Annotated in this window: 23 protein-coding genes and 1 riboswitch; of the genes, 9 read left to right on the top strand and 14 right to left on the bottom strand. The window is 55.2% G+C overall.

Going from position 1 to position 23,372, the window contains the following annotated elements:
- The first annotated feature begins 68 nt into the window (after positions 1 to 68).
- Positions 69 to 743 (top strand): histidine phosphatase family protein, encoded by a 675-nt coding sequence (locus tag B9Z35_RS00465; protein ID WP_108281721.1) that lies wholly within the window; start codon positions 69 to 71, stop codon positions 741 to 743.
- Here B9Z35_RS00465 and ruvB read toward each other — a convergent pair.
- Together ruvB and ruvA are read right to left on the bottom strand one after the other, a co-directional pair.
- A complete protein-coding gene (ruvB, locus tag B9Z35_RS00460) occupies positions 740 to 1,801 on the bottom strand; it encodes a Holliday junction branch migration DNA helicase RuvB (protein WP_108281720.1) in 1,062 nt (353 codons plus the stop codon). The genes B9Z35_RS00465 and ruvB overlap by 4 nt on opposite strands.
- 3 nt (positions 1,802 to 1,804) lie before the next feature.
- Positions 1,805 to 2,377: a Holliday junction branch migration protein RuvA gene (gene ruvA / locus B9Z35_RS00455; RefSeq protein ID WP_108281719.1), complete on the bottom strand. Its 573-nt coding sequence runs from the start codon at positions 2,375 to 2,377 to the stop codon at positions 1,805 to 1,807.
- Positions 2,378 to 2,417: 40 nt separating this feature from the next.
- Here ruvA and B9Z35_RS00450 point away from each other — a divergent pair, with 40 nt between their 5' ends.
- The 3 genes from B9Z35_RS00450 to B9Z35_RS00440 are packed head-to-tail and all read left to right on the top strand — an operon-like array spanning position 2,418 to position 5,375.
- Complete coding sequence (locus B9Z35_RS00450) at positions 2,418 to 3,377, top strand: PhoH family protein (RefSeq protein WP_108281718.1); 960 nt, start codon at positions 2,418 to 2,420, stop codon at positions 3,375 to 3,377.
- A gap of 3 nt (positions 3,378 to 3,380) precedes the next feature.
- A complete protein-coding gene (gene ybeY, locus B9Z35_RS00445) occupies positions 3,381 to 3,833 on the top strand; it encodes an rRNA maturation RNase YbeY (RefSeq protein WP_108281717.1) in 453 nt (150 codons plus the stop codon).
- An 18-nt stretch (positions 3,834 to 3,851) separates the two neighbouring features.
- Positions 3,852 to 5,375, top strand: coding sequence for a glycosyltransferase family 39 protein (locus B9Z35_RS00440; protein WP_108281716.1), 1,524 nt, complete (start codon positions 3,852 to 3,854; stop codon positions 5,373 to 5,375).
- Here the strand turns inward: B9Z35_RS00440 and dbpA are convergent.
- The 4 genes from dbpA to tyrS are packed head-to-tail and all read right to left on the bottom strand — an operon-like array spanning position 5,372 to position 9,421.
- A complete protein-coding gene (gene dbpA, locus B9Z35_RS00435; RefSeq protein WP_108281715.1) occupies positions 5,372 to 6,784 on the bottom strand; it encodes an ATP-dependent RNA helicase DbpA in 1,413 nt (470 codons plus the stop codon). The genes B9Z35_RS00440 and dbpA overlap by 4 nt on opposite strands.
- Positions 6,781 to 7,227 (bottom strand): D-aminoacyl-tRNA deacylase, encoded by a 447-nt coding sequence (gene dtd / locus B9Z35_RS00430; RefSeq protein ID WP_108281714.1) that lies wholly within the window; start codon positions 7,225 to 7,227, stop codon positions 6,781 to 6,783. Before dtd ends, dbpA begins: the two co-directional genes overlap by 4 nt.
- Complete coding sequence (locus B9Z35_RS00425; RefSeq protein WP_108281713.1) at positions 7,224 to 8,165, bottom strand: cation diffusion facilitator family transporter; 942 nt, start codon at positions 8,163 to 8,165, stop codon at positions 7,224 to 7,226. Before B9Z35_RS00425 ends, dtd begins: the two co-directional genes overlap by 4 nt.
- 23 nt (positions 8,166 to 8,188) lie before the next feature.
- Positions 8,189 to 9,421: a tyrosine--tRNA ligase gene (tyrS, locus tag B9Z35_RS00420; protein WP_108281712.1), complete on the bottom strand. Its 1,233-nt coding sequence runs from the start codon at positions 9,419 to 9,421 to the stop codon at positions 8,189 to 8,191.
- Positions 9,422 to 9,549: 128 nt separating this feature from the next.
- Between tyrS and B9Z35_RS00415 the strand changes: the two genes are divergently transcribed.
- A complete protein-coding gene (locus tag B9Z35_RS00415; RefSeq protein ID WP_108282748.1) occupies positions 9,550 to 10,872 on the top strand; it encodes a M23 family metallopeptidase in 1,323 nt (440 codons plus the stop codon).
- Positions 10,873 to 12,000 (top strand): anhydro-N-acetylmuramic acid kinase, encoded by a 1,128-nt coding sequence (locus tag B9Z35_RS00410; protein ID WP_108281711.1) that lies wholly within the window; start codon positions 10,873 to 10,875, stop codon positions 11,998 to 12,000.
- Between the two features lie 18 nt (positions 12,001 to 12,018).
- On the opposite strand, the gene erpA is transcribed toward B9Z35_RS00410, so the two are convergent.
- The 3 genes from erpA to rplM form a co-directional block, all read right to left on the bottom strand.
- Positions 12,019 to 12,384, bottom strand: a complete 366-nt coding sequence (gene erpA, locus B9Z35_RS00405) for an iron-sulfur cluster insertion protein ErpA (protein WP_108281710.1) — start codon at positions 12,382 to 12,384, stop codon at positions 12,019 to 12,021.
- 177 nt (positions 12,385 to 12,561) lie between these two features.
- Positions 12,562 to 12,954 carry a 30S ribosomal protein S9 gene (rpsI, locus tag B9Z35_RS00400; RefSeq protein ID WP_104797055.1) on the bottom strand — a complete coding sequence of 131 codons (393 nt, stop codon included), beginning with the start codon at positions 12,952 to 12,954 and terminating at the stop codon, positions 12,562 to 12,564.
- Between the two features lie 9 nt (positions 12,955 to 12,963).
- The gene (gene rplM / locus B9Z35_RS00395) at positions 12,964 to 13,392 is read right to left on the bottom strand and encodes a 50S ribosomal protein L13 (protein WP_104799524.1); all 429 of its coding nucleotides are present in this window, start codon (positions 13,390 to 13,392) and stop codon (positions 12,964 to 12,966) included.
- Positions 13,393 to 13,602: 210 nt separating this feature from the next.
- Between rplM and B9Z35_RS00390 the strand changes: the two genes are divergently transcribed.
- Complete coding sequence (locus B9Z35_RS00390; RefSeq protein ID WP_108281709.1) at positions 13,603 to 14,481, top strand: 23S rRNA (adenine(2030)-N(6))-methyltransferase RlmJ; 879 nt, start codon at positions 13,603 to 13,605, stop codon at positions 14,479 to 14,481.
- Positions 14,482 to 14,548: 67 nt separating this feature from the next.
- Here B9Z35_RS00390 and B9Z35_RS00385 read toward each other — a convergent pair whose 3' ends face one another.
- From B9Z35_RS00385 to ahcY, 4 genes are read right to left on the bottom strand one after another with little or no spacing between them, the layout of a single operon-like run.
- Positions 14,549 to 15,133 (bottom strand): OmpW family protein, encoded by a 585-nt coding sequence (locus B9Z35_RS00385; RefSeq protein ID WP_108281708.1) that lies wholly within the window; start codon positions 15,131 to 15,133, stop codon positions 14,549 to 14,551.
- Positions 15,134 to 15,157: 24 nt separating this feature from the next.
- The gene (gene metF / locus B9Z35_RS00380) at positions 15,158 to 15,997 is read right to left on the bottom strand and encodes a methylenetetrahydrofolate reductase [NAD(P)H] (RefSeq protein ID WP_108282747.1); all 840 of its coding nucleotides are present in this window, start codon (positions 15,995 to 15,997) and stop codon (positions 15,158 to 15,160) included.
- A gap of 22 nt (positions 15,998 to 16,019) precedes the next feature.
- Entirely contained in the window at positions 16,020 to 16,775 is a 756-nt protein-coding gene (locus B9Z35_RS00375) for a TlyA family RNA methyltransferase (protein WP_108281707.1), read from the bottom strand.
- An 18-nt stretch (positions 16,776 to 16,793) separates the two neighbouring features.
- Complete coding sequence (gene ahcY / locus B9Z35_RS00370) at positions 16,794 to 18,227, bottom strand: adenosylhomocysteinase (RefSeq protein WP_108281706.1); 1,434 nt, start codon at positions 18,225 to 18,227, stop codon at positions 16,794 to 16,796.
- A gap of 98 nt (positions 18,228 to 18,325) precedes the next feature.
- Positions 18,326 to 18,409: riboswitch (S-adenosyl-L-homocysteine riboswitch) on the bottom strand.
- A gap of 145 nt (positions 18,410 to 18,554) precedes the next feature.
- On the opposite strand from ahcY, the gene B9Z35_RS00365 reads away from it, so the two are divergent.
- Both B9Z35_RS00365 and B9Z35_RS00360 read left to right on the top strand, forming a co-directional pair.
- Positions 18,555 to 20,321, top strand: coding sequence for an ATP-binding protein (locus B9Z35_RS00365; protein ID WP_158268097.1), 1,767 nt, complete (start codon positions 18,555 to 18,557; stop codon positions 20,319 to 20,321).
- A gap of 39 nt (positions 20,322 to 20,360) precedes the next feature.
- Positions 20,361 to 21,992: a peptide chain release factor 3 gene (locus tag B9Z35_RS00360; RefSeq protein WP_108281704.1), complete on the top strand. Its 1,632-nt coding sequence runs from the start codon at positions 20,361 to 20,363 to the stop codon at positions 21,990 to 21,992.
- Between the two features lie 173 nt (positions 21,993 to 22,165).
- On the opposite strand, the gene B9Z35_RS00355 is transcribed toward B9Z35_RS00360, so the two are convergent.
- On the bottom strand, positions 22,166 to 23,350 hold the full coding sequence (locus B9Z35_RS00355) for an MFS transporter (RefSeq protein ID WP_233246435.1): 1,185 nt from the start codon (positions 23,348 to 23,350) through the stop codon (positions 22,166 to 22,168).
- Positions 23,351 to 23,372: the final 22 nt, after the last annotated feature.

The following is a 23,372-nucleotide window of genomic DNA, read 5'->3' as shown; positions in this document are numbered from 1 at the left end:
GAAGAGAATTCAGAAAAAGAACGATCGTGCTATTTTGCACGATTTTCGAATCTTTAAACTAAACCCCTATGCAAGCCACCCGAATTCTCGCCATCCGCCACGGGGAAACCCTGTGGAATGTGGATACCCGCATCCAAGGCCACCTCAACATTGACCTCAACGAAACAGGTCGCTGGCAAGCCGAACGCGTAGGCCATGCCTTGGCAGATGAACCCATCCACGCCATCTACAGCAGCGACTTGCGCCGTGCGTTTGAAACCGCGCAAGCCATTGCAACAGCACCCGCACGATTGAGTGCCCGCACACCGACGCCCGCGCAAGTGACACCGCATTTACAGCTGCGCGAACGTCACTTCGGCCATTTGCAAGGCAAGACTTGGGCAGAGATCGAAAACGAACATCCCGAAGAATGCAAGCTCTGGCGTGGGCGTGACCCGCATTGGGCACCGGTGGGCGGCGAGTCTTTGACGGGTTTGCGCGAACGTATCAGCAACTGCGTGAACGAATTGGCCAGTCAACACTTAGGCGAACAAATTGTGTTGGTCGCGCACGGCGGCGTGATGGATGCCCTGTATCGCTTGGCCACCAACCAATCGGTAGAGGCACCACGCAGTTGGCACTTAGGCAATGCCGCCATCAACCGTTTGCTATGGACACCTCAAGGCTTGAGCTTGGTGGGCTGGGGTGATGTGTCGCACTTTGATGAAGCGCTTGGCGCGCCCCGCGACGAGACCACCACTTAATCTGTGGTGACGTCGCCAATCGCCTTGGGCGGCGTGACCCCCAAGTGGCGGTACGCAGCCAAGGTGGCCATGCGACCACGCGGCGTGCGTTGCAAGAAACCTTGCTGAATCAAATACGGCTCAATCACGTCTTCAATCGTGTCACGCTCTTCGCCGATGCTGGCCGCGATGTTGTCCAAACCCACGGGGCCTCCATCAAAGCGGTGAATCACGGCTTCCAACAATTTGCGGTCCATCAAATCGAAACCTTGCGGGTCTACATCCAACATGGCCAACGCACGTTTGGCGATGTCTTCGGTGATACGGCCTGTGCCCTTCACATCGGCATAGTCGCGCACACGGCGCAGCAAGCGGTTGGCAATGCGTGGCGTGCCGCGTGAGCGACGCGCAATCTCAAACCCACCTTCCACATCCATCGGAGTGTCCAGCAAGCCCGCACTACGCACCACGATGCGTTGCAATTCTTCAGCGGTGTAAAACTCTAAGCGCGACACGATGCCAAAACGGTCGCGCAGCGGGTTAGTCAACATGCCCGCACGGGTAGTAGCCCCCACCAAAGTGAAGGGCTGCAAGTCGAGCTTGATGCTTCGCGCCGCAGGGCCTTCACCAATCATGATGTCGATTTTGTAGTCCTCTAGCGCGGGATACAAAATCTCTTCCACCACAGGCGACAAGCGGTGAATCTCGTCGATGAACAGCACGTCGTTTTTCTCTAACCCAGTCAGCAACGCGGCCAAGTCTTTGGGCTTTTCCAGCACAGGGCCGCTGGTGGATCGCAGGTTCACGCCCAGCTCTTGGGCAATGATGTGGCTCAGCGTGGTCTTGCCCAAACCGGGCGGGCCAAACAGCAGCACGTGGTCGAGTGCTTCGTTGCGCTTCTTGGCTGCACCAATGAAGATTTCAAGCTGCTCGCGCACCTTCATCTGTCCCACGTACTCTTGCAGCAGTTTGGGACGCAGAGCGCGCTCAATCGCTTCTTCGTTGGGCGACACAGGCGCTGCAGACACCACGCGCGACGGCACGGGGGAAGGCGCGAAATCGTCTGTTTGAATGCTCATGGTTTATTTGGCCAAAGATTTCAGCGCTAGCTTGATGCCGTCACTCACGCCCACATCTGCTGGCAACGCCTTGAGCGCAGCAGCAGCTTCTTTGTCGTTGTAGCCCAGTGCCAGCAACGCTTGCAAGATGTCGCTTTGGTGGTCGGGGGTGGAAAACAAATGCGGGCCAAGGTCTGCGCCTAACTTGCCTTTGAGTTCGAGCAACAAACGCTCGGCCGTTTTCTTGCCAATACCTGGCACCTTGGTGAGGCGGCCTGCATCTTGGTCTGACACGGCACGCGCCAGCTCGTCAGCGCTCAAACCGCTCAAGATACCAAGCGCCATGCGCGGACCCACGCCTGAGATTTTGATGAGCAAGCGAAACGTCGCACGCTCTGACGCTGTGCCAAAGCCAAACAAAATTTGCGCATCTTCACGCACCACAAAGTGGGTGAGCAGGGACACTTTTTCACCAGTGGCGGGCAGGTTGTAAAACGTGCTCATGGGCACATCCACTTCGTAGCCCACGCCATTGCAGTCCACCAAAACTTGGGGTGGATTTTTCTCACTGAGAATGCCGCTTAATTTGCCAATCACATCTTGCCTATCATTGGGGACCTTTTGAGAGATTATCGACTTGATTCTTCGCCACACCTTCACCCCGCATAACAACACCCGTCTGTCGCATTTGTGCGGCCCCACCGACGAGCACTTGCGCACCATCGAACTGGCGCTGGACGTGAAAATCGCCCACCGCCATGAACAGTTCAAAGTGGACGGCCACAAGGCCAAAGCCACGCGTGCCATGGAGGTACTGCAAGCTTTGTATGAGCGTGCGGCCAAAGCGATCCCCCCCGAACAAGTACAACTCATGTTGGCAGGTGACAGTGCGATGGAGGAAGAAGACATCCCCACACTACAAACCCGCCGCACCGACCTTCGCCCACGCACACCCACACAGGCTGCGTACCTCGACAACATTGCCGCACACGACATCAGTTTTGGCATTGGCCCAGCAGGCACAGGCAAAACTTATTTGGCAGTGGCTTGCGCGGTGGATGCGCTCGAGCGCAGCGCTGTGCAACGCATTGTGCTGACCCGTCCCGCTGTAGAAGCAGGCGAAAAGCTGGGCTTCTTGCCCGGCGACTTGGGCCAAAAAGTCGACCCGTATTTGCGCCCCCTGTACGACGCGTTGTATGACCTCATGGGCTACGACCGCGTACAAAAAGCGTTTGAGCGCAACGCGATTGAAATTGCGCCGCTCGCCTTCATGCGTGGCCGCACACTTAACAACGCTTTCGTCATCTTGGACGAAGCGCAAAACACCACGCCCGAACAGATGAAGATGTTCCTCACCCGCATTGGCTTTGGCGCCAAAGCGGTGGTGACGGGTGACGTTAGCCAAATTGACTTACCCAAGGGTCAGCTGAGTGGTTTGATTGATGCCGAACGTGTATTGAAACGCGTCAAAGGCATTTCAGTCACCCGCTTCACCAGCGCCGATGTGGTGCGCCACCCGCTCGTGGCACGCATCGTCGACGCTTATGACGCACAACGCAGCGCCACCACAGGCGCTCCTTCACGCAAACAATCTTAAAACATGGCACTGCCCACCTTAGACCTGACCCTGCAATTTGGCGATGTGCCAAACGCCCCACGCCACCGCGCTGCACTTCCCCGCGCGTTTGTGAACCGCTGCATCCGCAGCGCCTTGGCGCACGATGCTGAGATGACCGTGCGCATCGTCGATGCGGAAGAAGGCCAAGCACTCAACAGCAGCTACCGCAAGAAGAACTACGCCACCAATGTACTGACGTTTGACTATGCGCAAGCACCCATAGTCATGGCTGACATCGTGCTGTGTGCGCCCGTGGTGGCCGCTGAAGCCAAAGAGCAAGGCAAGTCGCTGCAAGAGCACTATGCGCATTTGCTGATTCACGGCGCGTTGCATGCCCAAGGCTATGACCACGAAACTTCTGAAAAAGATGCCATCGAGATGGAAACGTTAGAGATGTTCATCATGGCCGACCTTGGCCTCCCCTGCCCTTATTGATTGCCATAACCCCGCATCATGAACGCCCCGATTTCTCAGCCCTTGATTCGCTTGCTGCTCTGGACGGGCGTGTTGTCGCTGCTGGTACGCACATGGATTGGCGCGACATTTCCAATCACAGGCGACGAAGCGTATTTTTATTGGTGGGGGGTGTATCCCGATTGGGGCTATTACGACCATCCACCCATGGCAGGTTGGGCGATTGCGGCCATGCTCAAGGTGTTTGGCGATAGTACGTTTGCAATGCGCATTCCTGCTCTGTTGTTGCCCACCGCATTGGGGGCCGCTTTGTGGTGGGGCTTTTCGGACATTGACCGAGAAAAAACAGCTTGGGCTGTTTTGTTGTTTTGGCTTACCCCCATCAACTGGCTCAATGCACTGATCACCACAGATACGCCGTTGATTTTTTGGTCAGTATTGTCCATTTGCGCCTTGGTGCGTGCCGAGCAACGCACACAACTTGACCGAACCACATACGGGCTACATGCCTTGAGTGGTTTGTTTTTAGGCCTTGCTTTTTTATCCAAGTACTTTGCGGTGGTGATTGGCTTGGCGTACTTTGTGTACTTCGTGGCGTTTCGTCGTGCGCGCTTGCTTGGCTTTGTGCTGCTTGTGCTAGCTGCTCTACCCGGCCCCATAATTAATCTTTGGTGGAACATGGGCCACGGCTGGGCCAACATCATGTTCAATGTGTATAACCGCAACCAAGGCGAAGTGTTTGAATGGCACAAGCCAGCTCTCTACCTGCTGACTTGGGCCTACTTGCTGACGCCCGGCTTTCTGTGGTTCGCATGGAAAGGACGCAACGTCATGACAGCGTTTGCGCGAAAGCATCCATTACTCATCACCCTCGTCGTGATTCCATTTGCGTTCTTTGCACTGATCGCCGGCAAGAAAGTGGTGGGCTTGCACTGGGTACTCAATTTTTACCCGCTGTTTTTTGTATGGCTCGCGTTCGCCTTGCCGTCCGAACAAGTGAAGCGTTGCAGCACGTGGTTAGCCGTATTTCTAAGTGCGCACCTGATAGCAGTCGCATCGATGTACTGCACACAACTCTCGGACTGGAAAAACGCCAAAATTTACCCAGAAATCGTGCGTAGCTACCGCACAGAAGAACTACTGGCGAAAGTACAAGCCTCCGACACAGTTCTGATGGCAACGTCATACACGCCTGCGTCCATCTACGGCCAAACGCTCAAAACCTATGTCCCCGTCTTTGGCGAAGGCAGCTTTCATGCGCGCCAAGACGACTTGCTTGTGAATTTTGCCGACTTCGATGGCAAGACGGTTCGCATCATTGGCTTTAGCCAGCCCAACTTAGAGGACTACCGCGCTTACTTTGACAGCGTGTCGCTCATCACCGTGTCGCAAAACGATGTGCAGTTCTACGCAGTGGAGGGCAAAAACTTCAAGTGGACGGTGTACCGAGACACTGTCCTTAAAAACATCTTCGCCAAACGCCACCAAATTCCGTCATGGTTACCCATGACGGGCTGTCCGTTTTGCCAACATTACTGCGGCGAAGTGCGCTGTACGAATTAACGACCCGAGGCGTCTTCGAGCAAACGCACTTTCACCGTCTTGCCTTTGACGCGCCCAGCGCTCAAACGCTTGACGGCTTCACGCGCAATGCCGCGCTCCACCGCCACGTAGGTGGAGAACTCATTCACGTTGATCTTGCCCACCTGCTCTTTGGTAAAGCCGGCATCGCCAGTGAGCGCGCCCAACACATCACCTGCGCGAATCTTTTCTTTGCGCCCGCCCACAATTTGCAGCGTTGCCATCGGCGGCTGCAAGATACTGCCAGACGCTGGCGTGAGGCTGCTGAGCGGCGCCCAGGTGGACTCACGGTTTTGCAAGAGCTCAATCTTGCCAACATTGCCCATCTCGTCCATGCTGGCGAGTGACAAAGCCAAGCCCTCTGCATCGCCGCGGCCTGTGCGGCCAATGCGGTGGATGTGCACCTCGGGGTCGGGCGTCACATCCACGTTAATGACGGCTTCTAAGTTGGCCACATCCAAACCACGCGCGGCCACATCAGTGGCCACCAACACCGAGCAGCTGCGGTTGGCGAACTGCACCAACACTTGGTCACGCTCGCGTTGCTCCAATTCACCAAACAAGGCCAAAGCACTGAAGCCCTGAGCTTGCAGCACAGTCACCAAATCGCGACATTGCTGCTTGGTGTTGCAAAACGCCAGCGTGGATTCAGGTCTGAAGTGGTTGAGCAGCTGTGACACTGCGTGCAAGCGTTCGTTGTTGCCCACCTCATAAAAAACCTGTTTGATTTTTTGTGCGTCGTGCTGCGCTTGCACCTTGACAGTTTGCGGCTCGCGCATGAACTGCGAAGCGAGCTTGGCAATACCCTCGGGGTAAGTGGCCGAAAACAACAGGGTTTGACGGTCTTTGGGACACTGACGCGCCACCTTGGCGATGTCGTCAAAAAAGCCCATGTCCAACATGCGGTCGGCTTCGTCGAGCACCAACATTTTCAAGCCTTGCAGGCTGAGTGAGCCGCGCTCTAAGTGGTCCATGATGCGGCCGGGCGTACCGACCACCACATGCGCACCGTGTTCAAGGCTCACGGTTTGACCGCGCAAAGCGACACCGCCACACAAGGTGACCACTTTGATGTTGCCCACGGCACGGGCCAAGCGGCGAATTTCTTGTGTCACTTGGTCGGCTAATTCGCGCGTAGGGCACAAGATCATGGCTTGCGCGTTGAACTGCGCAGGGTCTAACTTCTCGACCAAGGGGATGCCAAAGGCAGCTGTTTTGCCGCTGCCTGTGCTGGCTTGTGCAATCAGGTCGCGGCCTGCCAAAGTCAGAGGCAAGCTGGCAGCTTGAATGGGGGTCATCTGGGTGTAGCCCAGCTGCGTCAAGTTATCTAAAGAAGAGGCCGCGAGGCTCAGGGAAGCAAAGGTCGTAGCGGTATTTTTTGAATCGGTCATGCACCGATTATCGTGATTGGGATAGTCACGGGGCCATCGTTGACCAAATGAACTTTCATGTCAGCGCCAAAGATGCCCGTTTGCACCAGTGGGTGCTGAACTTTGGCTTGCGCCACAAACGCGTCATACAAGCGGCGACCTTCGTCGGCGGGCGCTGCGCTGGTAAAGCTGGGGCGCGTGCCGCTGCTGGTATCTGCCGCCAAAGTGAATTGGCTGACCACCAACAAACCGCCATTCACATCGGTCACACTGCGGTTCATCTTGCCTGCGTCGTCATAGAACACGCGCAGCTTCAAAATTTTGTCGAGCATTTTTTGGCCGACAGCGTCGGTGTCGCCCTTCTCAGCGCATAGCAACACCATCAAGCCTTGTGCAATTTCACCCACGGTTTGATCATCGACCACCACACGCGCTTCACTCACTCGTTGCAACACCGCTTTCATACGGTGTCTTTCGGGTCGTCAAAATGAGCCTCCACATCATTGGGCAGCAGCTGAATCGTGGCGCGCAAACCAGGTACCGCCTTCATCAACGATTGCTCGACAGTGCCACGCAAATTGGCAGCCAACCCCAAGGACCAATCGGCAGGCATGTGCATGTGCATGTCCACAAAACGACGTTGTCCAGCTTTGCGCGTGATGACATGGTCAAACCGGACCACGTGCACGTGCTTGGCCCATGACTCTTCGTGACCGAGTGAGAAGTCTTCCAACACCTGTTGAATTTGGGCCTGCACCTCAGGCTCGACCGCTTCATCCATCAAGCCTTGCGAGGCATCCCAAATCAAATGCCAACCTTCGCGCAAGATGTTCAGTGCCACGCCAAACGCAACCAAGGCATCCAGCCACAACCAACCCGTCCAGCTCACCAAGCCGATGCCAATCACAACGCCAGCCGATGTCCACACGTCCGTCACCAAGTGACGCGCATCCGCTTCAAGCGCAATCGAGCGATGGGCCTTGGCCGCCTTAAACATGACCCAAGCCAGCAAACCATTTAAGGCGGAACTGGCCACTGACAAAGCCAAGCCAATGCCGACTTGCTCCAACGGTTGCGGATCAAAAATGCGATGCGCGGCGGCCCACATGATGCCGAGTGAAGCCACAACGATGAGAATACCCTCAAAGCCAGACGAAAAATACTCCGCTTTGTGGTGACCATAAGGATGGTCTTCGTCTGCTGGCATCTCTGCCACAGTGACCATCATCAATCCAAAAATGGCACTGGCCAAATTGACCACCGACTCCATGGCGTCGGACAACAAGCCCACCGAGTCGGTGAGGTGCCATGCCAGCGTTTTGAGCGCGATGGTGATACACGCCACCACCACCGATGCCCACAACAGCCCTTTGGGCGAAAACCATTTGGAAAGAATGTTCATGTGTTGAGTTTGGCCGAAATTCGTTAAGCCAAAGTGACACGCGCAAATTTACGCTTGCCCACTTGCACTACAAACGTACCCGCATCGAGCTTCAAGCCTTTGTCGCTGACCACACTGGAGTCCACACGTACGCCGCCGCCGTCAATCAAACGGTTGGCCTCGCTGCTAGAAGGCGCCAAGCCTGCGGCTTTGAGCAATGCACCAATACCCATGGGCGCGCCACTGAGCGACACCTCTGGAATTTCATCGGGCACGCCGCCTTTGCTGCGGTTGATGAAGTCTTGCTCGGCAGCCTCGGCTGCAGCCGCACCGTGGAAGCGTGCCGTGATTTCTTTGGCTAAGGCCACCTTGGCGTCTTTGGGGTTGCGGCCACCTTCGATTTCTTTTTTTAACGCGTCAATGTCGGCCATCGATTTGAACGACAACAAGGTGTACCAACGCCACATCAACACATCAGAGATAGACAACACCTTGGCAAACATGGTGTTGGGCTCTTCGCTGATGCCGATGTAGTTGTTCTTAGACTTGGACATTTTTTCAACACCATCCAAACCTTCGAGCAGCGGCATGGTCAAGATACATTGCGCTTCTTGGCCGTATTCGGCTTGCAAATGGCGGCCCATGAGCAAGTTGAATTTTTGGTCTGTTCCGCCCAATTCCAAATCAGACTTCAACGCCACCGAGTCGTAACCCTGCATCAGTGGGTACAAAAACTCGTGCACGCTGATGGGTGTATTGGCATGGAAGCGATCATGGAAGTCGTTGCGCTCCATCATGCGCGCCACGGTGTACTTCGATGCCAACTGAATCATGCCCATCGAACCCAGTGGAATGCACCACTCGCTGTTGTAACGAATTTCGGTTTTGGCGGGGTCGAGCACCAACGAGGCTTGCTTGTAATACGTCTCGGCGTTCACCTTGATCTGCTCTGGTGTGAGCGGAGGGCGCGTGCTGTTACGTCCAGAAGGGTCACCAATCAAGCTGGTGAAGTCGCCGATCAAAAAGATGACTTGATGCCCCAAGTCTTGCAACTGACGCATTTTGTTGAGCACCACGGTGTGGCCAATGTGAATGTCGGGCGCTGTAGGGTCCAAGCCCAATTTGATGCGCAGCGGTTGGCCTGTGGCTTCTGAGCGCGCGAGTTTTTTCACCCACGCGTCTTCGGGGATCAGTTCTTCGCAACCGCGCTTGGTCACGGCCAAGGCTTCGAGCACGCGATCGGTGACAGGGTGAGTTTGTAAAGATGCTTGATTCATAAGGATTTTTACCGTCCAAGGTATACTTGACGGTTTGGTGTTTGTGCCTGATTTTAGAGGCCCAAACCTTGAGGCTCTTGGCTTTTGCCGACGCCTTCACCAACTGCCGGAGAAAACCCTTGCAGCAAATGTTTTCTTTGTGGGCCTCACGCCTGCAAAACGCCCTTCAAAAGCACCCTCGCCGCTTCATAGCGGGTGTAGCCGTCACGCTCTCAGTCGCGGGTGGCGGTGCGTTTGCTGTGGCTAACTTGGATGACAGCACATCTAAGCTCCCGTTGAGCCAAGTGGTAGAAAGCGTTAACACACTCTCACTGCCCAGCTTGTGGGCGAATAAATCCCTGCAACTGTTTCGCTCAGACGTCACCCGCTCTAGCGACTCTGCCGACAGCTTGCTATCCCGCTTGGGCTTGAGTGACCCAGAAGCCGCAGCCTTCTTGCGTAACACTCGTACAGCCCGTCAATTTGTAGGCCGCTCAGGCCGCTTGGTGAGCGTCGAGGGCGATGCTGAACACCGACTCACACGCATGACCGCGCGTTGGGCCAATGACGATGGCGACACCTTCACCCGTTGGGTGATGGAGCGCAAAGCCGAAGGTTTTGTAGAGCGCCAAGAAACTGCTGCACTCAACATCAGCACACGCATGGGCAACGGCACGATTCAGAGTTCGCTGTTTGCAGCCACCGACGATGCAGACATCCCAGACAGCGTAGCCAGCCAACTAGCAGATATCTTTGCAGGCGACATCGACTTTCACCGCGCCTTGCGCAAGGGCGACCGTTTTGCCGTGGTGTACGAATCGCTCGAAGCCGATGGCGAAGTGCTGCGCACAGGCCGCGTCTTATCTGCCGAGTTTGTGAACAACGGTAAAACACACCAAGCGTTTTGGTTCAAGGAAGCCAATACCAAAGAAGGCGGCTACTTCAATGCCGACGGCGTGAGCTTGCGTCGGGCCTACCTCGCCTCGCCACTCGCATTCTCGCGCGTGACGAGTAGTTTCAAAATGCGCTTTCACCCGATTCTGCAAACTTGGCGCGCACACCTTGGTGTTGACTACGCAGCCCCCACCGGCACCCCCGTGCGCAGTGTGGGTCAAGGCGTTGTGGATGTGGCGGGCTCGCAAGGCGGCTTTGGCAATGTGGTGATGGTCAAACACGCCAGCGGTCAAACCACTGTTTATGCCCACTTAAGTCGTATCAACGTCAAACGTGGTCAGTCGGTCATGCAAGGCCAAACAGTCGGCCTAGTCGGTGCAACAGGTTGGGCCACCGGCCCACATTTGCACTTTGAATTCCGCGTGAATGGTCAACACAAAGATCCTCTCACGATGGCGCGACAAAGCGTAGCGGTGGAAGTATCTGCTGTGGCGCGTGATCAGTTCAAGCGGCACGCAGCCATTGCCAAAGTTGACCTCGCTGCAGCTGCAATGGGCCAAGTCAGCAGCGCAGAATAAATGTCGACGGCAGGAACCTCACAGAAGCTTTTCATTGGCTTGATGTCGGGCACTTCGCTTGACGGTGTGGATGGTGTGCTGGCAGATTTCAGTGTTACTCAGCCACGCGTTTTGGCACACCACGCGATGCCTTTTGCGCCTGCACTCAAACAAGAGTTGCTCGCACTCAACACACCCTCTGACAACGAGCTGCATCGCGCCGCATTAGCCGCCAATGGCTTGGTGCGTGTGTATGCGCAAACCGTGCAAGCCTTGCTTACGGACACGCAAACAGCAGCGGGCGATATTTGCGCCATCGGCGCACACGGTCAAACCGTACGCCACCAACCCGGTGCGTTTGACGGCACAGGCTACACGCTGCAACTCAACAACCCTGCTCTCTTGGCCGAGCTCACCGGCATTGACGTGGTGGCCGATTTCCGCAGTCGCGATGTGGCCGCAGGTGGCCAAGGTGCTCCACTGGTGCCCGTGTTTCACCAAGGCATCTTTGGCCAAGCCAACCGCACTGTAGGCGTGTTGAACATTGGCGGCATTGCCAACCTCAGCGTGCTGCACGCCAATGGCGATGTGTTGGGTTTTGACTGCGGGCCTGGCAACGCACTGCTAGACCACTGGTGCCAAGCACACACAGGCGCTGCCTTTGACAACAACGGTACATGGGGCGCTAGCGGCAACGTGATTGAGCCTTTGCTGCAGGCCATGTTGGCCGAACCTTTTCTGCACCAAGCGCCGCCCAAAAGCACGGGGCGCGATTTGTTTCACCCCACATGGTTGGCCCATCAACTGAGTGGCTATGCCGATGCCAATGCGGCCGACGTGCAAGCCACCCTCACCGAGTTCACCGCACGCGCCTGCGTGAATGATGTGCTGCGCCATGCAGCAGATGCATCTGAGCTCATCGTGTGTGGTGGTGGCGCATTGAATGGGTTGCTGATGCAACGCTTGCAGGCTGGCTTAACTCATGTGCGCGTGCTGTCGTCTGCTGAGCGAGGCATGCCACCTTTGCAGGTTGAAGCAGCAGCCTTTGCATGGCTGGCCCGCCAAACCGTGCTGAGCCTGCCTGGCAACCTACCAAAAGTAACGGGCGCCCAAGGCACCCGCATACTGGGTGGAATTTTTAAAGCCTGAGCTTTAGGGATCTGTCGATCAGGCTGAGAACGATGAGCCGCAGCCGCAGGTGGATGTTGCGTTCGGATTCTTAATGACGAACTGTGCGCCTTGCAAGTCTTCTTTGTAATCAATCTCTGCGCCCACCAAGTATTGGTAGCTCATCGCATCAACTAGCAAAGACACGCCGTTTTTGTTGATGGTGGTGTCGTCTTCGTTCACGATTTCATCGAACGTGAAACCGTATTGGAAACCTGAACAGCCGCCGCCTTGCACAAACACGCGCAACTTCAAATCAGGGTTGCCTTCTTCTGCAATCAGGTCAGCCACCTTGGCAGCCGCGCTGTCGGTGAAGACGAATGGGGATGGCATTTCTGTTTGGACGTTTTCGGCAACTGCGCTCATATGAGGACTCCTGAATCAATGCGAAAAGTATATCGCTTTACTCGGGTATAGCGCTGCACAAGACCCGAGAAACGCTGTTGCCGATGTGGGCATTGCCCCATCCACACAGGCTGGATAGCGCCAATAAAAAAGCCGCAAGGGCGAACCCATGCGGCTTTTGGCAAAACAGGAAGCAGATTAACGCTTGCTGAACTGCTTGCGGCGGCGAGCAGAGTGCAAGCCAACCTTTTTACGTTCGACTTCACGAGCATCGCGAGTCACGTAACCGGCTTGTGACAGGACGGGCTTCAAAGCCGCGTCGTAGTCGATCAAAGCGCGGGTGATACCGTGACGCACAGCACCAGCTTGGCCAGACTCACCACCGCCGTGCACGTTGACTTGAATGTCAAACGCTTCGCCGTTGTTGGTCAGCATCAAGGGTTGCTTGGAAATCATGATCGAGGTTTGACGGCCGAAATATGCAGCGATGTCTTTACCGTTGATCGTGATTTTGCCGGAGCCTTTTTTCAGAAACACGCGAGCGACGCTTGATTTGCGACGGCCGGTGCCGTTGTTCCATTCACCAATCATTTCGGCTCCTTAGATGTCCAGCACTTTAGGCTGTTGTGCGGTGTGTGGGTGCTCTGCACCGCCATACACCTTGAGCTTTTTGATCATGGCGTAACCGAGTGGGCCTTTAGGCAACATGCCCTTGACAGCCTTCTCGATAGCGCGGCCAGGGTGCTTGGCTTGCAGATCGCGGAAATTTGTTGCAGTGATACCGCCGGGATAGCCCGAGTGACGGTAGTACACCTTGTCCAAAGACTTGGTACCAGTGACCTTGATCTTGGAAGCGTTGATGATGACGATGAAGTCACCTGTATCGACGTGGGGTGTGTAAATGGCTTTGTGTTTGCCGCGCAAACGGAGAGCAACTTCGCTGGCTACTCGTCCGAGCACCTTATCGGTGGCGTCAATCACAAACCACTCATGCACCACGTCAGCGGGTTTTGCGCTGAATGTAGACATAGTTAAATCCTAAAAGGAGAGTTGGTTTGTAGGGTCCTTTTCCACGGTCGGCGTTCTTCTGTTGAGAACCTCTTAGGTGGGATGTGCCTTTTTCAAAGCCTCTGCCGCGGGACCACTCAAACGCTGCAGAGCCAAAGATTATAAGCAAAATCAAGCGCTTAGCGCAAATTTGGCCCAAACAAGGCGAATTAGCGGGTTACCATCCTGTTTATGTTCAGTTATCGCCACGCTTTTCACGCCGGAAACCACGCCGACGTCCTCAAACACCTCACTTTGATTGCCACTTTGAAGCATTTGATGCAAAAAGACGCAGGCATTCAGTTTGTGGACACGCATGCGGGCGCGGGCCTGTACCGCTTGGACGGCGACTATGCTGAAAAAAGTGGCGAAGCCGCTGAAGGTATTTTGAAGGTCTTGAACCTCAAAGGCCCTGCCGCCCTGACCGACTACCTAGAGATGGTGGCCAGTTTCAACGCCAAAGGCAGCCACAAGATTTACCCAGGCTCGCCGTTCATCATCCACAAGCTGCTGCGCCACGAAGCGCGTGACCGCTTGAAACTGTTCGAACTTCACCCCACCGACCACAAATCATTGGTGGGCAATGTGCAGCAGCTCGAAGCAGGCCGCACAGTCAGCGTGGCACGTGCGGATGGCTTTGAGTCACTCAAAGCTTTGCTGCCACCTCCTTTATCAAGTACCGGCTCACGCCGCACTTGTGTGTTGATTGACCCGAGCTACGAAATCAAAAACGACTATTACCGCGTGATTGATTGCATTCAAGACAGCTTGAAGCGCTTTGCCACCGGGACCTACATCGTGTGGTACCCCATCGTGCCGCGCCCCGAAGCGCATGATTTGCCACGCAAACTCAAAGGCTTGTGCAGCCAAGTGAAAAAGCCATGGTTGCACGCCACCTTGGCGATTGGCCGCGAAACGGGTAGCAAAGACGCGGGCTTGAGCGCCAGCGGCATGTTCATCGTCAACCCACCTTTTGCGCTGAAACCTTTGTTGAACGAAGCATTGACCGTCATCGAAGAAGCCTTAGCACGCGGCCCAGGTCGCGGCTGGGTGGTGGAGTCGGGCGGCTAAGTGGCTCGCCTCGCGCACATGAAAAAAGGCCTCGCACTGCGAGGCCTTTTGCGTGAAGGGCTGATGCTTAGAAGCGGTAGCCGACACCTAAACCTGTCAGCATGGGATTGAGCTTGAGCGTGCCTTGTTGAACTCCTGCGCTTTCGATGTCTGTTTGGCTGTAGAGCTTTTTCATGTCGACATTGATCAACCAATTTTTATCAATGGGGAAATTCACGCCGATTTGCAGTGCAGCACCCCAGCTAGAACGGTCTACGGTTTTACTCCCCGTAAAGTTGGCGCTACTGTATTGGGTGTTGTTGATTCCACCACCCAAGTAAGGCTGTACAAGTGCCCAGTTGGTCAAATGGTATTGCAAGACCAAAGCATGCGGCGATACAGCGAACGCACCTTGAGTTACACCAGCGGCCTTCACGGCATGATTTTGCGAAGGCACCCACAGTAACTCAACGGCGACGTTTTTGTTAAGAAAGTAGCTCGCATCTACTGCAGTGAGTGATTTGTTTTCAGCTGTCCAGCCCAAACCAGATGTGCCGTTGTCTTGCATCTTCACCTGTACGGCACGTGCTCGCAACATCCATCCGCTTTCTTGCGCAGCCACATGCCCAATAGCTAACAAACTTACTGCAACTGAAATCAAAACTTTTTTCATGTATGCACTCCTAGAGGAAAAGGGTTAAGCCGCCAAGCCCAAATTTTTGCAGATGGCCAATGTTGTGGCACTTTGGTTCATGCTGTAGAAGTGCAGACTAGGCGCACCACCGGCACGCAACTGATCGCACAAATCAGTCACCACCTCTAAGCCGAAAGCCTTGATGGACGCGATGTCGTCGCCGTAGCCCTGCAAGCGCAAACGAATCCAGCGCGGAATTTCTGCGCCACATGCATCGGAGAAGCGCAGCAATTGTGACGAGCTGCTGATGGGCATGATGCCCGGCACGATAGGAATGTGCACACCCAGCTTGTCAGCGTCTTCCACGAATCGGAAATATGCATCGCTGTTGTAAAAGTATTGCGTGATGGCTGAGTCCGCACCAGCTTTCACTTTGGTAGCGAACGCTTGCAAATCAGCTTCGGCCGATTTGGCTTGTGGGTGAATCTCTGGGTAGGCAGCCACTTCAATGCCAAAGTCGTCGCCTGTCTCAGCACGAATGAAAGCCACCAAGTCGCTGGCGTATTGAAACTCGCCTCCCGCGCCGTAACCGCTTGGCAAGTCACCACGCAAAGCCACCAAACGCTTGACACCCATGGCCTTGAAATCGGCCAGTTGTTGGCGCACGCTGTCGCGCGTAGCACCAATGCAAGAGAAGTGAGAGGCCGCTGCCATACCTTCGCTCAAAATTTCGTTCAAGGTTGAAATCGTGCCAGCCTGGGTCGAGCCGCCCGCGCCATAAGTCACTGAACAAAACTGCGGCTTGAGCGGATACAGCGCTTGACGCACAGCACGCAATTTTTCTGCACCCTCTGGGGTCTTGGGTGGGAAAAACTCAATGCTCAAGCTGTTGTTCGCGTTCATATCCGTCTCACTTGTTGGCGCATCATGCACGACGCGCACCAATCCAAAATTCTTTGTTGCCATCGCCACCGGCAATAGCGCTGGGCCAATAGCCCAACACATCTAATTTCAATACAGCACAAGCCTCGCGCAATCGCGCTTCAACTTGCACATAGCTGGCTTCGTCTTTGACCAAGCCACCTTTGCCAATGTCACTGGGCTGCAGTTCAAACTGCGGCTTGACCAACATCAGCAGCGATCCGCCTTTTTTCAACAAAGGCAGCAACGCAGGTAACACGAGGGTGAGAGAGATGAAAGACAAATCACCCACCACCAAATCAAATCCTAGGGCCACATTAGGCACACGCGCATCGTTAGGCTCTAGCTCGCGAGCGTTGATGCGTTCCACACATACTACACGCGCATCGTCGCGCAAACGTGGATGCAACTGGCCATGCCCCACATCCAAACCCACCACTTGCGCAGCGCCTTGCTGCAGCAAGCAATCTGTGAAGCCGCCGGTGCTTTGCCCCACATCGAGGCAACGCAAACCTTGGGCCAATAGGCCACTGCTTTGCAGCGCACCTTCCAGCTTCAAACCACCGCGAGACACGTAGCGTGCCTCGGCGGTATCTAACAAACGCACCTCACACGGCAGTGGCAACTCGTCACCATTTTTAGAAACACGTTGCCACGGCTTGGTGCCTAACCGCCACTCCACGCCCGAGGTAATCAGCCGCTGCGCTTGAGAGCGCGAAGCGGCTAACCCACGTTCGAGAAGTAGCTGGTCAGCACGCATCCGTGATGTGCGAAGTGCTTAGTAGCGGTAAGTGTCGGCTTTGTATGGGCCGTTCTTAGACACACCGATGTAAGCGGCTTGCTCGTCGCTCAACTCGGTCAGCTGAGCGCCAACTTTCTTGAGGTGCAAACGTGCAACTTTTTCGTCGAGGTGCTTAGGCAACACATAAACCTTGCCTGCTTCGTATTGGTCTTGCTTGGTGAACAACTCGATCTGAGCGATCGTTTGGTTTGCAAAGCTAGAGCTCATCACAAAGCTGGGGTGACCCGTGGCGCAGCCCAAATTCACCAAGCGGCCTTTGGCCAACAAAGTGATCTTCTTGCCGTCTGGGAAGATGACGTGGTCGACTTGAGGCTTGATCTCGTCCCACTTGCACTTCTCCAAAGAAGCCACATCGATTTCGTTGTCGAAGTGACCGATGTTGCAAACGATGGCTTCGTCTTTCATGGCGGCCATGTGCTCGTAGCGGATGACGTTCTTGTTGCCGGTGGCAGACACGAAGATGTCGCACTTGTCAGCAGCGTATTCCATGGTGACCACTTTGTAGCCTTCCATCGCGGCTTGCAAGGCGTTGATCGGGTCGATCTCGGTCACCCACACTTGAGCGCTCAAAGCGCGCAAGGCTTGTGCAGAACCTTTGCCCACGTCGCCGTAACCGGCCACGCAAGCCACTTTGCCAGCGATCATCACGTCAGTCGCGCGCTTGATGGAGTCCACCAAAGATTCTCGGCAACCGTACAGGTTGTCAAACTTGCTCTTGGTCACAGAGTCGTTCACGTTGATGGCGCGGAACATTAGGCTGCCCTTGGCGGCCATTTCGTTCAAACGCAACACGCCTGTGGTGGTTTCTTCAGTCACGCCGATGATGTGCGCACCTTTGCGGCTGTACCAAGTGGGATCCACAGCCAATTTGGCTTTGATGGCGTTGAACAAACAAGTTTCTTCTTCGCTGGTGGGGTTGGCGATCAAAGAAGCGTCGGTTTCAGCGCGCTTGCCCAAGTGCATCAACAACGTGGCATCGCCGCCGTCGTCCAAGATCATGTTAGGGCCTTCGCCTTCAGCGCCTTTGGCGCCGAATTCAAAAATGCGGTGGGTGTAATCCCAGTACTCAGCCAAGGTTTCGCCTTTGGTGGCGAACACTGGAATGCCAGCGTCTGCGATGGCGGCCGCTGCATGGTCTTGGGTAGAGAAGATGTTGCAAGAAGCCCAACGCACGTCAGCGCCCAATGACTTCAAGGTTTCGATCAACACAGCCGTTTGAATGGTCATGTGCAAAGAACCCGTCACGCGAGCGCCTTTCAAAGGCTGCGCTTTGGCGAATTCTTCGCGAATGGCCATCAAACCGGGCATTTCGGTTTCGGCGACTTTAATTTCTTTGCGACCCCAAGCGGCCAAAGACATATCGGCCACGATGTAATCGGCGGCGGCGTTGGTTTTAAGAACAGCGTTCATTTGTGAGACTCCAAAAGTTGGCAAAGCCACTAGCGACGCGCGGTCAGCGTCATCTGAGAGTCCGAAGGGTTCTTCGAGGAGCTCACCTCACGTCGACTAGTGGGTGAGCGCGGTTGGCAGTCCGAGCCTCACCTGTGAATCAACCCGTTGCGGGCCGACAGGCTGCAGCGCTCCTCGGATAGCCAAGATTTTAGCTGATTCTTTTGAATTCACCAAAAACCAATTCCTAAGCATTAACATTCAAGCATGAACGCAAACCGCAGAATTCATATATTTATCAAGCGACGCCTACCATCGCACCTTAGACGCACAAGAAACATCTTCTTCGTGTCATTCACCACTTGTGCCATGGTCGGTCTTTTGGCAATCTCCGTGTGGCTGCATTGGATGGGCAATACCAATAGCGCAACCTCTGCACTCGTTGCAGCAGCAATGGTTGCAATTTCTATGGTCGTCTGGCGCTATGGGGGCGGTTTGCTGTGGGGTGGCTTACTTTATCAAGTCACGCTCATGAGCGTGATTCTTTACAACGCAGCCATCACCGGCGGCGTCGCTTCCCCCGTCATGACCTGGCTAGCGATCATTCCCCTGCTCCCCCTATTTATCGCCTCTAGACAATGGGCCATTGGATCGATGTGCGTCTCTTTATTCAGTGTGATCGCGCTTTACTTCATCCAATCACATGGGCTGCTTCCCAGTGTCGTGGAGCAAGGATCGTTTGCTCTTCAATCGGCAGGAGATGAGCCATCACACGGAGATACCTCTTGGCAATCCATGTCATTTGCAGCTGGCATGTTTTCACTCATGCTATTCGCTCAAATGATCTTGGTACAAACCTATGACACGGCCAACGAGCAGCACCTGCGACGCCTACGCCAATCAAACAAACGCCTCGAAACACTCTCGAACAACCTCAAAACCGCCAACGCACACAAAGACCAATTTCTAGCAATGGTCAGCCACGAAATGCGCACCCCGCTCAATGCAGTGATGGGTTACTTGGGATTGCTTTCATCTGATGCACAACTGCCACAAGCCGCAGGGCAATACGTGCAAGGCGCTCGCAACTCTGCGTCACACCTGCTGACCGTCATCAATGACTTGCTCGACTTTTCACAAATCCAACAGGGCAAGTTGGTACTTAGCCCGCAGGCAGTCAATTTGAAGGACATGCTCGCTAGCACGCACCAAACCTTGTCTCCACGGGCCAACGATCAAGGACTGGCATACCCGCTAGAACTAGACGAGTCGCTACCGACTTGGGCCTCGATCGATCCACACAGACTCGCGCAAATCATCATCAACCTGCTGGGCAACGCACTCAAATTCACCACCGAAGGACATGTCATCATGCGCGTCAGCTTTGACGCCGATTTAGAAAATGCAAAGCATGGGCAATTGAGCATCAGCGTGACAGACTCGGGCCGCGGCATTGCACCTGAATCGCTAGACGCTATCTTCAAACCCTTTGTGCAACTCAAAATCAGTGATAACGATTTAAAAGCAGGCAACGCATTACATGGCAATGGCCTAGGCCTCGCCATCACGCGCAGTTTGGTGCAAAGCCACAAAGGCACGATCAGTGTGAGCAGCACATTAGGCTTAGGTAGCACGTTCACTGTCAAGCTGCCGATTGAAGAAATCGCACCTCCAGCGAATCGCAACATATCGTCTGCCGTGACACATCCCGCTGTGCTCGACTTGTTGGTGGTGGACGACCATTTAACCAATCGCCTAGTCGCAAGCGCCACCATCAAACGCAGTTTGCCCAACGCCACCATTGACCAAGCCGTCAATGGCACTGAAGCACTAGAAAAAATGCGTCGCCACCGCTACGACGTGGTTTTGATGGACCTCATCATGCCGGACATCTCAGGCACAGAAGTCGTACGCCGCATCCAAAACGACATCACGCATCCTTACAAAGATGTACCCGTCATCGCACTGACTGCCAACGTGGCCGAAGAAGCAGTGAACGAGTGCATGGCATTGGGGTTTAAGGATGTACTGCCCAAACCGTTTGACCGCGAAGTCTTGGTCAATGCCATCTTGACCCATGCCATGAAGGACGAAGCGCATCCCGCGGCGCTATGATTCTGCCCTTTGACCTGACGTGCTTACACGCACCTCCCCATGAGCTCCTTTTTGAACGAAGTGCGCCGTCGCCGCACCTTTGCCATCATTTCTCACCCTGACGCGGGTAAAACCACGCTGACCGAAAAGCTGTTGCTGTTTTCGGGCGCGATTCAAATTGCAGGTGCCGTGAAGGGCCGCAAAGCCAGCCGCCACGCCACGTCGGACTGGATGGAGATTGAAAAGCAACGCGGCATCTCGGTGGCTTCATCGGTGATGCAGATGCTCTACCGCGATCACGTCATCAACTTGCTCGACACGCCCGGCCACAAAGACTTCTCGGAAGACACCTACCGCGTGCTCACCGCCGTGGACTCCGCCTTGATGGTGATTGACGCGGCCAACGGTGTGGAAGCACAAACCCGCCGCCTGATTGAGGTGTGCCGCCAGCGTGACACGCCCATCATTACCTTCGTGAACAAAATGGACCGAGAAGTACGCGACCCGCTCGACATCCTCGACGAAGTCGAACGCGAACTCGGCATGCCCTGTGTGCCCATGACATGGCCTGTGGGTCAAGGCAAGTTGTTTGGCGGCATCATCAACTTGCGCACCCAAGCCATGACGGTGTTTGACTCGGGTTCTGAGCGCTTGCCGCAAGACTTTGAAACACACCCACTGGCCGAGCAAGCCCAATTGGCAGAGCGCTTTGGCTTGGAATGGGCCACCGCCATGGAGAGCATGGAGCTGGCGACCGGTGCATCGCCCAAGTTCGACAAAGAAGCCTTCTTAGCCGGCAAACAAACCCCCGTGTTCTTTGGTTCGGGTGTGAACAACTTTGGTGTGATGGAAGTACTCGACGCCTTGGTCGACCTTGCACCGTCACCCCGCCCTCGCTTGAGCCATCTTGTTGTTAACAAACAAGCGGTGGAAAAAACCATTCAACCGGAAGACGAAGGATTCGCAGGCGTGGTGTTCAAGGTGCAAGCCAACATGGACGCCAACCACCGCGACCGCATTGCGTTTGTGCGCGTGGCATCAGGCAAGTTCACGCCAGGCATGAAGCTCAAGGTGCAACGCACCGCCAAAGAACTTCGCCCCACCAGCGTGGTGACCTTCATGTCGCAACGCCGTGAAGCGGTGGAAGAAGCGTATGCAGGCGACATCATTGGCTTCACCACCCACGGCGGTGTGCAGCTGGGTGACACCATCACCGACGGACCCGCTTTGCAATTCACAGGATTGCCGTTCTTCGCGCCTGAGTTGTTCATGACGGTGATTTTGAAAAATCCATTGCGCACCAAGCAACTGCAACAGGGCTTGGACCAGTTGGGTGAAGAAGGCGCGATTCAGGTGTTCAAACCCGAAGCCGGTGGCGCAATGCTGCTAGGTGCAGTGGGCCAGTTGCAGTTTGAAGTGGTGCAACACCGCTTGAAAGCAGAGTACGACTGTGATGTGAAGCTAGAGAGCTGCCAATACACCGGTGCGCGTTGGATCACGGCCGACACGCCTGCGGAGCTGCGTGAGTTCACTTATGCGTATCCTCAGCGCATGGCTTTGGATGCGGCCAACACCTTGGCGTATTTGTGCACGTCGCCTTATGACGTGCGGTTGGCGCAGGAACGTTTTCCAAAGATTCATTTCCACCCTCTGCGTGAGCACGCTGGGTTGGCTTTGTCAACTGCGGGTTGATTCATTGCTTTTGTAGAGAAGAGAGGCTCAGTGGCACTGCCCTAGGCTCCTCTTCGCTGCGCTCAGAATGTCGCTACGGGCAACACCACTGAGCCTCTCTTCGCGTTGCACGGATCAAATTCGGGGACACGATGGCAATGGCGGGTTCGCTGCAGAGCAACAGCAAGCCCATGTCACTGCATGCGGTCTCTGCGTGCCAATGCGGGAAACAGTTTGACCCAAGAGGCAGCGACCAAGACAGTGCCCACGCCACCGCTGACCACCGACACAACAGGCCCCCAAAGTGCGGCGACTGCGCCGGACTCAAACTCACCCAATTGGTTGGATGCGCCAATGAATATCGAGTTGACGGCGGCCACACGCCCGCGAATTTCATCGGGCGTTTGAAGTTGCATCAAGGTCAAACGCGTTACCACGCTGATGTTGTCTGCCGCCCCCGTCACAGCCAATGCCAACAGCGACAAACCAAAGTGATGCGAAAAACCGAACACCACCGTCGCAACACCAAACACCGCCACGGCACCTAGCAAGCTGCAACCCACATGGCGGCGCAGCGGCCAACGCAACATCACAAACGACATCAACAACGCACCAGCCGCAGGCGCAGCGCGCAACAGCCCTAGGCCTTCAGGTCCCGTGTGCAACATGTCGCGTGCGTAAATGGGTAACAACGCCGTAGCGCCACCCAGCAAGACGGCGAACAAATCTAACGATGTAGCGCCCAACAGAATCTTGTTGCGCCACACGAAGGTCACGCCCGCCATCGCAGAAATCCAAGAGACTGCCTCTTGCGTAGCGTGGTGAACATAGCGCACGGTCAAGGTGAGCGCACTCGACAGCAGCATCATGGCCACGCACGTGGCGTACACGGTCAACGCGCCATGCGCGTACAGCACGCCACCCAATGCGGGCCCACCAATCGTGCCTGCCTGCAATGCGCTGGAACTTAAAGCAACGCCACGCTGTAACAAACTATTCGGTAACAACGCCGGCATCAGCGCCTGCTGTGCGGGCATTTGAAATGCGCGCGTGCTGCCCAACACCACCGACAAAAACAAAATTAACTCACGGCTCACGAACTCATCCAGCGTAGCCCAGACCAACCATGCAGACACAGCGGCCTGAACTGCCACACACGCCGCAAATAAATGTCCACGATGCACACGATCCGCAAAATGTCCTGCAGGCAAGGTCAACAACAAAGCAGGCACAAACTGAAAGAGTCCCACCAATCCCAAATCCCACGCACTTCCCGTGATGTCGTACATGTGCCACGCCACGGCCACCATTAACATTTGATTGGCCATGACCACAAGACAGCGCGCGCCCATGAAGCGCACAAAACTGCGGTGCGCCATCAGCTCCTTCAAAGTGGGCATC

The organism is Limnohabitans sp. Jir61 (genome assembly GCF_003063545.1).
In the GTDB taxonomy this organism is placed as follows: Bacteria; Pseudomonadota; Gammaproteobacteria; order Burkholderiales; family Burkholderiaceae_C; genus Limnohabitans.
Note: the sequence above shows the minus strand (reverse complement) of the source record. Positions and strands in the feature narration are given on the sequence as shown.

Coding starts and splice junctions, on each gene's coding strand:
- B9Z35_RS00375 (WP_108281707.1), bottom strand. CDS start 16,775: ATGCGTGCTGACCAGCTACTTCTCGAACGTGGGTTAGCCGCTTCGCGC.
- B9Z35_RS00385 (WP_108281708.1), bottom strand. CDS start 15,133: ATGAAAAAAGTTTTGATTTCAGTTGCAGTAAGTTTGTTAGCTATTGGG.
- erpA (WP_108281710.1), bottom strand. CDS start 12,384: ATGAGCGCAGTTGCCGAAAACGTCCAAACAGAAATGCCATCCCCATTC.
- tyrS (WP_108281712.1), bottom strand. CDS start 9,421: ATGAATCAAGCATCTTTACAAACTCACCCTGTCACCGATCGCGTGCTC.
- B9Z35_RS00360 (WP_108281704.1), top strand. CDS start 20,361: ATGAGCTCCTTTTTGAACGAAGTGCGCCGTCGCCGCACCTTTGCCATC.
- B9Z35_RS00425 (WP_108281713.1), bottom strand. CDS start 8,165: ATGAACATTCTTTCCAAATGGTTTTCGCCCAAAGGGCTGTTGTGGGCA.
- rplM (WP_104799524.1), bottom strand. CDS start 13,392: ATGTCTACATTCAGCGCAAAACCCGCTGACGTGGTGCATGAGTGGTTT.
- B9Z35_RS00440 (WP_108281716.1), top strand. CDS start 3,852: ATGAACGCCCCGATTTCTCAGCCCTTGATTCGCTTGCTGCTCTGGACG.
- B9Z35_RS00410 (WP_108281711.1), top strand. CDS start 10,873: ATGTCGACGGCAGGAACCTCACAGAAGCTTTTCATTGGCTTGATGTCG.
- dtd (WP_108281714.1), bottom strand. CDS start 7,227: ATGAAAGCGGTGTTGCAACGAGTGAGTGAAGCGCGTGTGGTGGTCGAT.
- B9Z35_RS00415 (WP_108282748.1), top strand. CDS start 9,550: ATGTTTTCTTTGTGGGCCTCACGCCTGCAAAACGCCCTTCAAAAGCAC.
- dbpA (WP_108281715.1), bottom strand. CDS start 6,784: ATGACCGATTCAAAAAATACCGCTACGACCTTTGCTTCCCTGAGCCTC.
- ahcY (WP_108281706.1), bottom strand. CDS start 18,227: ATGAACGCTGTTCTTAAAACCAACGCCGCCGCCGATTACATCGTGGCC.
- B9Z35_RS00355 (WP_233246435.1), bottom strand. CDS start 23,350: ATGGCGCACCGCAGTTTTGTGCGCTTCATGGGCGCGCGCTGTCTTGTG.
- ruvB (WP_108281720.1), bottom strand. CDS start 1,801: ATGAGCATTCAAACAGACGATTTCGCGCCTTCCCCCGTGCCGTCGCGC.
- rpsI (WP_104797055.1), bottom strand. CDS start 12,954: ATGATTGGTGAATGGAACAACGGCACCGGCCGTCGCAAATCAAGCGTC.
- B9Z35_RS00465 (WP_108281721.1), top strand. CDS start 69: ATGCAAGCCACCCGAATTCTCGCCATCCGCCACGGGGAAACCCTGTGG.
- ybeY (WP_108281717.1), top strand. CDS start 3,381: ATGGCACTGCCCACCTTAGACCTGACCCTGCAATTTGGCGATGTGCCA.
- metF (WP_108282747.1), bottom strand. CDS start 15,997: ATGAACGCGAACAACAGCTTGAGCATTGAGTTTTTCCCACCCAAGACC.
- B9Z35_RS00390 (WP_108281709.1), top strand. CDS start 13,603: ATGTTCAGTTATCGCCACGCTTTTCACGCCGGAAACCACGCCGACGTC.